Below are 12,307 nucleotides of genomic sequence, written 5' to 3'. Positions count from 1 at the left end.
TCACCCAGCGTCGGGCGCCGGCACCTCGATGAGGAAGCGAAAGAGCGGCCCATGCTGCTCCACCGCTAGGCAATGGTAGCCATGGCGGGTGGCATCTTCGGGGATGCCATGGAAGGACTGCGAACAATCGGTCACTACCTCCAGGAGTTGCCCCGGCTGCATGGTGCGCAGGGTCTCGAGGGTGGCGATGGCGTTGTAGGGACAATGCTCGCCACGCAGGTCGAGCGAGAGATCGGGTTTGCGTTCGGTATTCATCGGGTTTTCCTTGCATGAGAGAACCGCCGGGCATTGGCGGCGACGAGGGCGAGCGATAACGCCAGACCGAGATAGGTGACGAGGAGCCCACCCACGGGGCCGAAGAGCTCCAGCAGGTTCAGCTTGGGATAAGGCAGGGCGAGCGCACCGCCCAGTTCGTCCCAGAAAGCGGCCACGAGCGTTCCCCCGATCACGTTGCCGACACCCACCACCCAGAAATGCATCTGCCCTTCCATCGCCCGGTACATCCAGCCCGTCTCGCAGCCGCCGGCGAGCACGATACCCAGGCCGAAGAGCACACCGCCCACCACTGCGTTCGGGCCCATCCAGAAGATCTTGGGCGCCACGCCAAGCCGGATCGCCGCAAACGTGCCAATGCAGGCGGCGGCCATGCCCAGCAAAATGCCATAGGCGACCTTGGTGCGGCCGGTGGTCCACAGGTCGCGCGCGGCGCTGGTAAAACAGATCTGCCCCCGTTCGATCAGGCCGCCGAAGGCCAGGCCGAAGAGAAAGGCCATCCCCAGCGCGAGCGAGGCTTCGAAGCGCCAGGCCGCCAGGGCCAAGGAGAGCGCGAGCAAGCCCCAGCCCAGGCGCCATTGCCGCTCGGTTCGCTGCGCGAGCGCTTCCGGGTCGGGCAGGGTCGAGCCTCCGGCCTGCACGCGCAGGGAATGGCGCAGAAAAGGCAAGAGGGTGATCTTCACGCCGAGCCAGGCCCCCAAGACGGTGGAAAACATGAAGGCCCAGGCGTGCACCGAGAACATGGGAATGCCGGTGAAGAAGGCCGCGAGGTTGCAGCCCATCGCCAGACGCGCCCCGAAGCCGGCGATGATCCCGCCCATGAGCCCCTGCATGAGCCGGCGCAGGCTGGTGGGGCGGCGCAGACCCACGTTGCCCGCCCACAGGGCGCAGCACAGCGCCCCGAGGAACATGCCGAGCACCATCACGCCGTCGACGCGATCGAGCGGCGTGCCCTCCAATCCCAGCAGTTTGAAGTAACTCCATTCCTGCGGCCTCAGACCGAACCAGGCGAGCACGTGGCCTCCCCAGCGGGTGAACTCGCCAGTAACGGCCCAGAAGGTTCCGGTGAGGGCAAAATAATAGGCCGAAGCGACCCCCAACGCGACGAGCGTGGGGATCGGCGGCCAGAAACGGACGAAGAACTGCTGGCGCAGCGAAGACATGAGGGCATCCCCTTCCCGAGGGAGAAGGGCTCTATTCTAGCGCCCCCAGCCTTCGCCGCAAGCGAGGGTCGCGTGCTCAGCGATCGCGGCGGCGGCGTCCCCAGCCTTCGCCGTCGCGCTGGGGATGGTGGTCCTTATTGCCCCAGCTGCTACGCGGCTTGCGCTCGCCGGATACGCCCAAGGTGCGACGATCGCCGTCGTCGCCCCGCACCCGGCGCTCGAACTCCGAGCGCGGCGCCGTCTCGCCGTACGCGCGCGGTGCCGCCGCTCGCTCCTGCCGGCCTTCGTGGCTGCGGGGGGAATCGCCCCAACGACGGGGCGAATCCTCGCTGCGCCGCGGCGCCGGGGTGCGCGGACCGGAGGGTTTGCCCCCGCGCGAACCCTCGAACCCCCCACGCCCCGCACCGGCCGGACGGCGCGGTGCGCGCGGTTCCAGCCCCTCGATCACGTGCTCGGCCAAGCGCCTACCGGTGAAGCGCTCGATCGCGCCGATGGTGCGCATCTCGTTGGGGTGCGTGAGGGTGATCGCCACGCCGCTGCGCCCCGCGCGGCCGGTACGGCCGATGCGATGCACGTAGTCCTCGGCCTGGCGCGGCGGATCGAAATTGATCACGTGGGAGATACCTGCCACGTCGATGCCGCGCGCCGCCACGTCGGTGGCCACCAGCACCTGCACTTCGCCGCGGCGCAGCCGGTCGAGCGTGCGCGTGCGCGCGCGCTGCGTCATGTCACCGTGCAAGGCCGCAGCGCGCACGCCCCAGCCGATCATGCGTTCGGTGAGCTCCTCGGCGCTGCGCTTCGTCGCCGTGAAGACCACCGCCTGCTGCAGCTCGCCGTCGCCCAGGATCTTTTCCAGCAGGCGATGCTTGTGCTCGAAGCCATCGATGAGCATGAGCCGCTCCTCGATCTTGGCTTCCTGCACCGGCGTCGTGGTGATCTCGATGCGCTGCGGCTCATGCGTGAGCGAGAGCGCGAGCCGCCCCACCACGCCGTCGAGCGTGGCGGAGAAGAGCAGCGTCTGGCGCGAAGCGGGCAAGGATTCGGCGATGGCGCGGATATCGTCGATGAAGCCCATGTCGAGCATGCGGTCGGCCTCGTCGAGCACCAAGGATTCGATGCCATCGAGCGACACGGTTCTTTGCTGCATGTGATCCATCAGGCGGCCGGGCGTAGCCACGATCACGTCCACCGGGCCGGAGAGGTCGCGCCGCTGCGGGCCGAAGGGCATGCCGCCCACCAGCACCACGGTCTTCAGGCGCCGCAGGCCGCGGCCGTAAGTGCGGAAGGATTTCTCCACCTGCTGTGCGAGCTCACGGGTGGGCGTGAGCACCAGCACTCGAGCCCCGTGCCCAGAGTGGCGCCGTGGCAGCGCCAGGCGCGCCAAGAGCGGCAGGGCGAAGGCCGCGGTCTTGCCGCTGCCGGTGTGCGAGGAGGCGAGCAGGTCGGCCCCGGCGAGCACGGCCGGGATGGCGCGCGCCTGCACTTCGGTGGGCGTCGTGTAGCCGCTTTGCGCCACCGCGGCGACGAGCGCCTCCGGCAGGCCCAGATCGGCGAAGGAAAGGGAAGGAGTCGATACGTTGGTTTCGGTCATCATGATTCCAGTTTCGGAGTCGGAAAGGCCGTTTCCGCCGCGACAAGGCAGCGGCACGGCGAGTTACCGTCGAATGCGCGGGCGCTCGCCCGAAACCCGGAAACAAAAGACCGAGGCTGCCGTGGCATACGGCATCAGGAGCAGCGCGACGAAGATTCACGCAAGCGCGACGGGGCTGTGGCGACAGTCCCCAGGAGAAGCGGATCGGAAGATCCGGTGAGATTCCATCGACTGTGTGGCACAACTTTTACAATCATAGCGCACCTTGCTTCCTGACGCAAGAAAAATCTCACCCTTCGCCGATCGACTCGTCCGACCGGGGAAGCTCGCCCGGCCGTCCCTCGTCAGGGCCGAGCTGCAGGAAGACGAGCCCCGAGAGCAAGGTGAGAGTACCCACGCACAGGAAGGTCGCGTGAAACGCTGCCAGCGTCGTACCCGCCTCCGGCATACCCCCGTGCTGACTGGTGAAACCGCCCAGCAAGGCCGCGGCCACCGCCACCCCCAGGCTCATCGCCAGCTGCTGCACCACCGAAAGTAGTCCGTTGCCGCTGCCCGCCTGCTCCGGCGCCAGATCGATGAGCGTGAGCGTGTTCATGGCCGTGAATTGCAGGGAATTGATGGCGCCGAAAACAACGAGCAGGGCATAGAGGAGCGCCACGGGCCGTGCAGGGTCGATCAGCGCAAAGGCCATCATCGACAGCCCCAGCAAGGCGGTGTTGACGAGGAGAACCCGGCGATAGCCGAAACGGGCGATCAAGGACGTGCCGACGGCCTTGGCCGCGATCGCCGCCGCCGCCATCGGGATCATGGTCATGCCGGCGACCGCCGCGCTGTAGCCCAAGCCCACCTGCAGGAAGAGCGGCACGAGGAAAGGCATGGCGCCGCTGCCCAGGCGCGCGAAGAGATTGCCAAGAATGCCGACGGCAAAGGTGGGAGTGCGGAAGAGCCGCAGGCTGAAGAGTGGACTCGGATGACGTGCGGCATGCAGCCAGTACCCCGCAAGGCAGGCGAGCCCCGCCACCAGCAGGAGCATTACTTTCGCATGGGCAAAGGCCAGCTCTCCCAGTCCCTCCAGCGCCAGCGAAATCGTCACCATGGAGGCGCCCATCAGCACGAACCCCCACACGTCGAAGGGTGCGCGCGCCACGGGGATGAGCCGCGGCAGCCAGCGATGCGCTGCCCACGCTCCGACCGCCCCCACGGGCAGGTTGATGAGGAAGATCCAGTGCCAGCTGGCGTATTCGACGAGCCAGCCGCCGAGCGTGGGGCCGATGAGCGGCCCCACCAGTCCGGGGATCGTCACGAAGGAGAGCACGCGCACCAGCTCCCGACGAGGGTAGCCGCGCAGGATGATGAGCCGCCCCACCGGCATCATCAAGGCCCCACCTCCACCCTGCACCACGCGTCCAGCCGCGAGCCAGGAAAGCGAGGGCGCAAGCGCACAGGCAAGCGACCCGAGGCAAAAGAGGAAGATGGCGACGATGAAGACGCGGTGCGGGCCGAAACGGTCGGCGAGCCAGCCGGAGAGCGGCGTGAGCAGCGCGACCGTCAGCAGGTAGGAGATGACCGCCGCCTGCATGCGCAAGGGGCTCTCGCCCAGCGATGCGGCCATCGCCGGCAGCGCGGTGTTGAGGATCGTGCCGTCGAGCGTCTGCATGAAGAATGCCGAGGCGACGATCCAAGGAATGAGGCGGGCAGTGCGCGGATCGAGCGCAGTCGTCACGGCAACCCCTGAAAAAAAGACGACCCGCGGCGGGGTCGTCCAGAGCCTGCGGACACACACGCCGCAGGCCCCCGAGCGCGGACGAGCCGCGCAGCGGGTATCACTTGCCGGCGATGCGTTTCTTCAGCGCCGCACCGGGCGAGAATTTCGGCGCCTTGGTGGCCGGGATCTGGATGGTTGCACCCGTTTGCGGGTTACGGCCGGTGCGCGCCCCCCGCTCGGTCACTTCGAAGGAGCCAAAGCCGGTGAACACCACTTTCTCGCCTTTCTCCAGACGCTCGGCGATCAGCTCCAATACCGCGTTGAGCGCCCGCTCGGCCTCGGCGCGGCTGGATCCCAGCGCATCGGCCAATGCTTCGACGAATTCACCTTTGTTCATCGCAAACCTCGCTATCGTTGATGGAAAATCAAACGCCCCGCGGCGCGGCGAACCATGCCGGCGTCGGGCCCCCTCCGTACGTATGCGCTATTCTGCCGTAAAACCTCCACCTTGCGTCAAGCCGCGCGGCACAAATCCCGCGCCTGATGCCGAGCTCAGCGAAACACGATGGTTTTGTTGCCGTGGACCAACACCCGATCCTCGAGGTGATAGCGCAACCCGCGCGAGAGCACCGTCTTCTCGATGTCCTTGCCGTAGCGCACCATGTCGTCCACCGTATCCGAATGATCGACGCGGATGACGTCCTGCTCGATGATCGGCCCTTGGTCGAGCTCCTCGGTGACGTAGTGGCAGGTAGCCCCGATGAGTTTCACCCCCCGCTCCCACGCCTGGTGGTAGGGCCGCGCTCCGACGAAGCTGGGCAGGAAACTGTGGTGGATATTGATGATGCGCGCCGGGTAGGCACGGCACAGCTCGGGAGGCAGGATCTGCATGTAGCGCGCGAGCACCATCACGTCGCCGCCCACTTCCTCGAAGAGGCGTCGGATCTCGGCGAAGGCCGCCGGCCTGTTGTCCGGCGTCACCGGCACGTGCAGAAAAGGGATGCCGTGCCATTCGACGAAGCCACGCAAGTCTTCGTGATTCGAGATCACGCAGGGGATCTCCACGTCGAGCTCGCCGCTGTGCCAGCGCGACAGGAGGTCATAGAGGCAGTGTTCCTGGCGTGAGACGAGGATGACGACGCGCTTCTTCACCGCCGAGTCGCTGATGCGCCAGTCCATCTCCAGCGACTCGGCCAGCGGGGCGAAGCGTTCGCGCAATTCGGTCAACAAGAGCGGGATGCTGTCGGCGCGGATCTCGAAGCGCATGAAGAAACGGCCGCTGGGCGCCAGCGGCCCGGGCGGCTCGGCGTGCAGGTTGGTTTCGAGGATCCAGCCGCCGTGCTCGGCGATGAAGCTGGCCACCTTGGCCACCAGCCCGACGCGGTCGGGGCAGGAGGCGGTGAGCGTATAGTGCCGCTCCTTGCTCATCGCGCCGGCTCCCGCAGGCGGGCGAAGGATTCGTCGATGAGGGTGCGCAGGGCGGCGTAGTCGGTGACGTGGGGAAACTGCGGGAATTCGCGCACGACGTTCTCTGGGGCGCGAAAGAGGATGCCGGCGTGCGCTTCGCCGAGCATGGTCGTGTCGTTGTACGAATCCCCGGCGGCCACGACGCGGAAATTGAGCGCCTTGAGGTGACGCACCGCCTCTTGTTTCTGATTGGGCAGGCGCAGGCGGTAATCCACCACGCGGCCGGCGTCGTCCACTTCCAGCGAATGGCAGAACAGGGTGGGCCAGCCGAGCTGGCGCATCAGCGGGCGCGCGAATTCCTGGAAAGTGTCGGAGAGCAGGATCACCTGGTAGCGCTCGCGCAGCGCATCCAGAAAAGCCTTGGCGCCGGGCAGCGGCGTCATCGAAGCGATCACCGCCTCGATGTCCGGCAGGCGCAGGCCATGACGCTCCAAGAGCGCCAGCCGATAGCGCATGAGCTTGTCGTAATCGGGCTCGTCGCGCGTGGTACGCCGGAATTCGGCGATCCCCGTGCGCTCGGCGAACGCGATCCAGATCTCGGGGATCAGCACCCCTTCGACATCGAGACAGACGAGTTCCATGGCCACTCCCGGCTACCCGCAAAGCGCGTGACAGCGGGGCATTCTACCCGATTCCGGCACCCCACGAGCGCAGCAGGGCCAAACCGAGCGCGCAGGCCGCCACGCCGGCGAGAATGGGCGCGACGAAGCCACCGAAGCGGCGTTGCACCGCCAGCGTCGCTCCCAGGCCGAGCAGTTCCGGCAGCCAACCGCCCGCTCCATGACCGCGCACGTCGCCGATCACCGACACCCCCAGCAAGGCGGCGATGAGCATCGGCCCCAGGAGTTGCAGGGTGCGAAACACCTTGCCCGCCGGGTCGAGCCGGCGCGCCCCGATGAGGGGCAAGGCGCGCAGAGCATAGGTCCCCAGGCCGATCGCCACCAGCATCAAGAGGATTTCCGTGCGCATCGCACCTCCCCGATTCCTGCCAAGAGCGCGCCGAGCACCGCGGCGAGCAGCAACCCTGGCGCCGCGTGCTGCGCCAAGGCGAAGGCAGCGGCCACGCCCACCGTCACCAGAATCGCCCCGCGCCGTCCCGCATGGGCATGGGGCAGCAGCAGGACGAGGAAGAGGGCCGACAGGGCGATCGGCAAAGATTCGGCGAGCAGCGGCAGATGGCTGCGGATCCAGTCGCCGGCGAGCGCTCCGGCCGCGCTCGCGCCTACCCACGACGCGTAGGCCATGGCCTCTACCCCGGCAAGCCACAGGGGACGCTGGGCTGCTGGCTGGGCCGGTAATCGCCCAAGGGCCACGGCGAACACCTCGTCGGTGAGCCCGAAAGCCAGAGCGGACAGACGCGAGGGGCTTGCCGGTAGATAGGCCGCGATCGCCGGGCCGTAGAGCGCATGACGGGCGTTGAGCAGCAGGCACAAGCCGACGGTCAGCGCCATCGGCGTTCCTGCCGCGAGCAGCCCCACCAGCATGAACTGCGCCGCTCCGGAATAGACGATGATCGAGGTGAGCGTGGCTTCCATCGCGCTCATGCCCTGCTGGGTGGCCACCACCCCGAAGGTCACCCCCACCGGCAGGTAGCCCAGGGCGATGGGAACCCCGTCCCGCAGACCTCGCAGCCACGGCCCATCACGCATCCCGTTCCCCTTTCGTGAAGAAGGGGTAGAATATCGCATTCTTCCGTCGCCCATCCTTCCATGAGCCGCTCTCTCGCGTTCATCGGCCTTTTCATTCTCGGATTGTCCGCCGTCGCCGCCACCGTCGCCACGACCGACGACGAAGTCAAGCGCATGCGCGAAGAAGCGCGGCAGCTGCGCCGCGAAGCCGACGAGATCGTCGACCGCGCCCGCATCGAGTGCCAGAAGCGCTTCCTCGTCAACGCCTGCATCGACGAAGCCCACGAAAAGCGCCTCGAGATGCTGCAAAAGGCCCGTCAGCTCGAAATCCAGGCACGCCAGATCGAAATCGAGCGCAAGAAGGCGGAAAAAGAGGCCCGTGAACGGGCGCGCGCCGAGAAGCAGGGCACGGCGGAGGGGACGCAGCCCGCCACCGAAAAAGAAGCAGCCCCGAACGCACCCCCAGCCCCAGCAGCCAGCGAAGCGCCGGCGTCCGCTCCCTGAGTCAGCCGCCGCGCTTGAGGGCGCGCAGCTTCGCCTTATCCACCGCGTCCCCGCGCACGCGCGGCTCGCGCCGTTCCCGCTTGCGCGCCACCGCCTCCTGCCGCCGCGCGAGGCTTGCCGGATCCTCCTCGTAGAGGAGCCGCGCCTCGCTCGCCGGCCCGCGGCGCGCCGACAGCGCCTTTACCGTGATCTCCCAGACGTATTCGCCGATGGTGATGGTGAGCCGCTCGCCCGGCTTCACCTCGTGCGAGGGCTTGGCCCGCGCCCCCTGCACCTTGACGTGACCGCCCTCGATCGCCTCCTGCGCCAGCGTGCGCGTCTTGAAGAACCGCGCCGCCCACAGCCACTTGTCCAGGCGCACCCGCTCGCCGGCGCCGCCGGCCGTTTCCCGTTTGCTCATCGACTTACTTTCAGCGCAATCGCGTGGCTACATTCAGGCATGATGCGATGTCTCCGTCCGTACCACCGCCATAGAACGTTCGTAGAGCGTTTCGGGGGCGATATCGATTGCCCCCGGCCAGACCACGGTGCCGTACTCGACGTGCGCCAGGGCAAAGAACGCCGGATCGCGCAGCCGGCGAAACACAGGAAGATCGAGATAGGGGCGCATGTCGAAACACCGTGTCTCACCGTTGGTAAAGGTAAGCCGCAGATGGAAATTCGGCTCGATCTCGACGGAACGTACTCGCACCATGACGTTTTCCTCACTTCAGCGGATCGATGGGGAAGACAGGCTCGCCACGCGTCGCCAGCGCCCAATCAGCCATCAGTTCTTCTTCGTGAATCGCAATCCATGCCTGAAGGATGCGCAATTTTTTCGGTGGCAGACTTCCCTCGAGCAATTCCCCTTCCGGAATGCTCACCACCGCCTCTTCGCCCTGATATTCGACATGCAAGTGCGGCAAATGGTGCTACTGTACGTCTATATACAGCATTCGGACGATCAATCCATAGAACATGCTGATGGTCGGCACGATTCCCCTCTCACCCTAGCCACGGCAACACCACCGCCGTCACCACCCCGTTCAGCCCCATCCCCAGGGCGGCGAACGCGCCGGCCACCGGATCGATCTGCATGGCTCGGGCCGTGCCGATGCCGTGCGCGACTACCCCCAGCGCCAGGCCCTTGGCTGCGGAAGAGCGCACCCGCATCGCCGCGAAGAGCAGCGGCCCGAAGAGCGCACCGAGGATGCCGGTGACAATGACGAACACCGCCGCGAGCGCCGGGATGCCGCCCATCTGCTCGCTCACCGCCATGGCGATCGGGCTCGTCACCGACTTGGGCGCGAGCGTGCGCAGCATGGTCGCGTCCAATCCCAGCGCCGCACCCAGAGCCACGGCGCTGCCGGCGGCCGTCACCGAACCGGCCAGAAGCGCCACTGCCACCGCCTTGGCGTGCGCCGCTACGCGGCGGCGCTGGTGAAAGATCGGAATCGCCAGGGCCACGGTGGCCGGGCCCAAGAGGAAGTGGATGAACTGCGCCCCGGCGAAATAGGCTGGATAAGGCAGGCCGGAACCCAAGAGCAGCGCCCCGAGGGTGGCGATGCTCCAGGCGACGGGGTTGAGCAGCGGATGCAGACCGGCCCGCCGATGCACCCATTCCCAGACGAGATACACCGCCAGCGTGATCGTCAGGCTGAAGAGCGGCGTGGCCGACAGATACACCCACAGCTCGCGCCAGGGTGCGATCGCTTCAAAGGGCATCTTCCCCTCCCGCCAGGCGCTCGAACACCCAGGCCGACACCGCCAAACCGAGGAGCGTGCTCACGAGCAACACCACGCCGATCACCAGCCAAGCCTGCTGCAGGCGCTCCCAGTGTGCCACCACCCCCACGCCGGCCGGCACGAAGAGCAGCGAGAGGTGGCGCAGCAGCGTCCCCCCTGCATCTTCTACCGGTTTGGGCACCCGCCCCAACGGAAAGAGGAGCGCGAGCGCGAACACCAAGCCCATCACCGGCCCCGGCACCGGCCAGTGGAAGAAGCGCACCACCACTTCACCGGCGAGCTGCAACGCCAGCAAGGCCGTGAGACCCCACAGCATGATCGACTCCATCGAACGCGGCACTACGAGCCGCGGTCCCCTCATTCTAGCGAAAAGGTGCCGCTGCGAAAGGGGAACATTTATAATGCAACCATCGCCCCACGCGGAAACCCTGTGCCCATGGAAGCCCTGCTCGACCCCGGCTTGTGGATCGCCTTCCTCACCCTCACCGCGCTCGAGATCGTGCTCGGCGTCGACAACATCATCATGATCGCCATCCTCGTCGGGCGCCTGCCGCCGGCGCGCCAGGCCTCGGCCCGCTTCATCGGGCTGGCGCTGGCCATGGGCACGCGCATCGCGCTGCTGCTCACGCTCTCCTGGATGATGCGGCTCACCGACCCGCTCTTCACCGTGCTGGGGAACGACTTTTCCGGGCGCGACCTGATCCTGCTGGGCGGCGGCCTCTTCCTGCTGTGGAAGAGCACGATGGAGATCCACGCAGCGCTGGAAGGCAGCGACGAGCACGGCGTGGCGCGGGTACATGCCAATTTCGCCGTCATCGTCACCCAGATCGCCCTCATCGACATCGTCTTCTCGCTCGACTCGGTCATCACCGCCGTGGGGCTCGTCAACCAGATCCCAGTGATGATCGCTGCCATCGTCGTCGCCGTGGTCGTGATGATGTTCACCGCCGGCGCGATCAGCGCCTTCATCGAGCGTCACCCCACCATCAAGATGCTGGCGCTGAGCTTTCTCGTGGTGATCGGCGTGCTGCTCATTGCCGAGAGCTTCGGCCTGCACGTGCCCAAGGGCTACGTCTACTTCGCCATGGCCTTCTCGGCCGGCGTCGAGATGCTCAACATCCGCCTGCGGCAGAAGATGGCCCAGCGGCCGGTGAAGCTGCACCCGCCGCTCGAAGCGGCGCTCGCGCAGGAAGAAAGGGGCGAAGAACCGGCGACGGCGGCCGAGCGGGAAGCCAGCAAAACCTCCCGCCCCTCTCGCTGAATCAGCGGGCGAGCGCCGGGCTGCGCGGCAGGGCGCAGGCCGCTTCGTATTCGCGCGCGAGCCGCTCCACGAGCGTCGCCGTCGGCACCACCTCGTGGATGAGCGACACGCCGTGCCCTGCGCTCCACACGTCGCGCCAGGCGCGCACTTCCGCGCCGATGTCGTGCAGCTTCCCCTTGCCCGCGAGCTGCTGCAGTTTCTCGGGCGTGAGGCCGGCCGCTTCCAGGCTGGGCCAGAGGAAGTTGGCATTGACCCCCGAGATCGCGTCGGTATAGACCACGTCATCGGCGCGCGATCGAAGCAGCATCTCCTTGTACGGCTGGGGTGCCATCGACTCCTCCGTGGCGATGAAGCGCGTGCCGAGATAGGCGAAGTCGGCTCCAAGCACTTCGGCCGCGCGCACGCCGTAGCCGTCGGAAATCGCCCCGGCAAGGATCAAGGTCCCCTCCCAGAATTCGCGGATCTCGCGCACCAGGCTGAAAGGGCTCTGCGTGCCGGCATGCCCGCCTGCGCCGGCGCACACGGCGATGATGCCATCGACCCCCGCCTCGATCGCCTTGCGCGCGTGCCGCGCCCGGATCACGTCGTGGAACACGAGCCCGCCGTAGCCATGCACCGCCTCCACGATGTCCTTGGGATTACCCAGGCTGGTAATGACGAAAGGCACGCGGTGCGCCACGATGCAGGCCAGATCCTCCTGCAGGCGGGAATTGGTGTGGTGCACGATGAGGTTCACCCCGTAGGGTCCGCAGGGCCGGTCGGGATGCTCGCGCTGGAAGGCCGCCAGCGTCTCCTCGATGCGCGAAAGCCAGACCTCGAGCTCGCTTGCCGGCCGGGCGTTGAGCGAAGGGAAGGTGCCGGCCACGCCCGAGGTGCAGCAGGCGATGACGAGCTCGGGACCGGAGACGAGGAACATGGGCGCGGCGATCACCGGCACACGGAAACGCCCTGTGAAGGCGGCGGGAACGGGCATGGTCTTCTCCTGAGCGG

General features: G+C 67.1%; 17 protein-coding genes. 2 read left to right on the top strand and 15 right to left on the bottom strand.

Features of this window, described 5'->3' with window-relative positions; all coding sequences use genetic code 11:
- The 9 genes from yedF to EPD82_RS07185 all read right to left on the bottom strand — a co-directional run bounded on the left by yedF (position 1) and on the right by EPD82_RS07185 (position 7,848).
- Complete coding sequence (yedF, locus tag EPD82_RS07225) at positions 1–255, bottom strand: sulfurtransferase-like selenium metabolism protein YedF (protein ID WP_055423376.1); 255 nt, start codon at positions 253–255, stop codon at positions 1–3.
- Complete coding sequence (gene yedE, locus EPD82_RS07220; protein ID WP_141056259.1) at positions 252–1,436, bottom strand: selenium metabolism membrane protein YedE/FdhT; 1,185 nt, start codon at positions 1,434–1,436, stop codon at positions 252–254. Before yedE ends, yedF begins: the two co-directional genes overlap by 4 nt.
- Positions 1,437–1,512: 76 nt before the next feature.
- Positions 1,513–3,030 (bottom strand): DEAD/DEAH box helicase, encoded by a 1,518-nt coding sequence (locus tag EPD82_RS07215; protein ID WP_206202231.1) that lies wholly within the window; start codon positions 3,028–3,030, stop codon positions 1,513–1,515.
- Positions 3,031–3,316: 286 nt separating this feature from the next.
- The gene (mdtD, locus tag EPD82_RS07210; RefSeq protein WP_055423378.1) at positions 3,317–4,750 is read right to left on the bottom strand and encodes a multidrug transporter subunit MdtD; all 1,434 of its coding nucleotides are present in this window, start codon (positions 4,748–4,750) and stop codon (positions 3,317–3,319) included.
- Positions 4,751–4,850: 100 nt separating this feature from the next.
- Positions 4,851–5,129: an HU family DNA-binding protein gene (locus EPD82_RS07205; RefSeq protein WP_055423379.1), complete on the bottom strand. Its 279-nt coding sequence runs from the start codon at positions 5,127–5,129 to the stop codon at positions 4,851–4,853.
- A 155-nt stretch (positions 5,130–5,284) separates the two neighbouring features.
- Positions 5,285–6,160 carry a formyltetrahydrofolate deformylase gene (gene purU / locus EPD82_RS07200; RefSeq protein WP_055423380.1) on the bottom strand — a complete coding sequence of 292 codons (876 nt, stop codon included), beginning with the start codon at positions 6,158–6,160 and terminating at the stop codon, positions 5,285–5,287.
- A complete protein-coding gene (gene thrH / locus EPD82_RS07195; RefSeq protein WP_055423381.1) occupies positions 6,157–6,780 on the bottom strand; it encodes a bifunctional phosphoserine phosphatase/homoserine phosphotransferase ThrH in 624 nt (207 codons plus the stop codon). Before thrH ends, purU begins: the two co-directional genes overlap by 4 nt.
- Before the next feature lie 43 nt (positions 6,781–6,823).
- Positions 6,824–7,168 (bottom strand): AzlD domain-containing protein, encoded by a 345-nt coding sequence (locus EPD82_RS07190; RefSeq protein WP_055423382.1) that lies wholly within the window; start codon positions 7,166–7,168, stop codon positions 6,824–6,826.
- The gene (locus EPD82_RS07185; protein WP_170210804.1) at positions 7,147–7,848 is read right to left on the bottom strand and encodes an AzlC family ABC transporter permease; all 702 of its coding nucleotides are present in this window, start codon (positions 7,846–7,848) and stop codon (positions 7,147–7,149) included. The genes EPD82_RS07190 and EPD82_RS07185 overlap by 22 nt, the downstream gene beginning before the upstream one ends.
- Before the next feature lie 60 nt (positions 7,849–7,908).
- Between EPD82_RS07185 and EPD82_RS07180 the strand changes: the two genes are divergently transcribed.
- Entirely contained in the window at positions 7,909–8,331 is a 423-nt protein-coding gene (locus tag EPD82_RS07180; protein WP_141056257.1) for a hypothetical protein, read from the top strand.
- Between the two features lies 1 nt (position 8,332).
- Here EPD82_RS07180 and EPD82_RS07175 read toward each other — a convergent pair whose 3' ends face one another.
- From EPD82_RS07175 to EPD82_RS07155, 5 genes are all read right to left on the bottom strand, one after another.
- Positions 8,333–8,731: an RNA-binding S4 domain-containing protein gene (locus tag EPD82_RS07175; RefSeq protein ID WP_141056256.1), complete on the bottom strand. Its 399-nt coding sequence runs from the start codon at positions 8,729–8,731 to the stop codon at positions 8,333–8,335.
- Positions 8,732–8,764: 33 nt separating this feature from the next.
- A complete protein-coding gene (locus EPD82_RS07170; protein WP_055423386.1) occupies positions 8,765–9,025 on the bottom strand; it encodes a DUF2442 domain-containing protein in 261 nt (86 codons plus the stop codon).
- A gap of 10 nt (positions 9,026–9,035) precedes the next feature.
- Positions 9,036–9,236, bottom strand: coding sequence for a DUF4160 domain-containing protein (locus EPD82_RS07165; RefSeq protein ID WP_198289016.1), 201 nt, complete (start codon positions 9,234–9,236; stop codon positions 9,036–9,038).
- A gap of 79 nt (positions 9,237–9,315) precedes the next feature.
- The gene (locus EPD82_RS07160) at positions 9,316–10,035 is read right to left on the bottom strand and encodes an LrgB family protein (protein ID WP_176697457.1); all 720 of its coding nucleotides are present in this window, start codon (positions 10,033–10,035) and stop codon (positions 9,316–9,318) included.
- Positions 10,025–10,372, bottom strand: a complete 348-nt coding sequence (locus EPD82_RS07155) for a CidA/LrgA family protein (protein WP_055423406.1) — start codon at positions 10,370–10,372, stop codon at positions 10,025–10,027. Before EPD82_RS07155 ends, EPD82_RS07160 begins: the two co-directional genes overlap by 11 nt.
- 120 nt (positions 10,373–10,492) lie before the next feature.
- Between EPD82_RS07155 and EPD82_RS07150 the strand changes: the two genes are divergently transcribed.
- Positions 10,493–11,317 (top strand): TerC family protein, encoded by an 825-nt coding sequence (locus EPD82_RS07150; RefSeq protein WP_072247933.1) that lies wholly within the window; start codon positions 10,493–10,495, stop codon positions 11,315–11,317.
- A gap of 1 nt (position 11,318) precedes the next feature.
- Here the strand turns inward: EPD82_RS07150 and EPD82_RS07145 are convergent, their stop codons facing one another.
- Positions 11,319–12,290, bottom strand: coding sequence for an NAD(P)H-dependent flavin oxidoreductase (locus tag EPD82_RS07145; RefSeq protein WP_141056255.1), 972 nt, complete (start codon positions 12,288–12,290; stop codon positions 11,319–11,321).
- Between the last annotated feature and the right edge of the window lie 17 nt (positions 12,291–12,307).

The sequence above is a fragment of the Tepidiphilus succinatimandens genome (assembly GCF_006503695.1).
GTDB classification, from domain to species: domain Bacteria; phylum Pseudomonadota; class Gammaproteobacteria; order Burkholderiales; family Rhodocyclaceae; genus Tepidiphilus; species Tepidiphilus succinatimandens.
The sequence above is the reverse complement of the archived record's forward strand: the minus strand, read 5'-3'. Positions and strand labels throughout refer to the sequence as shown.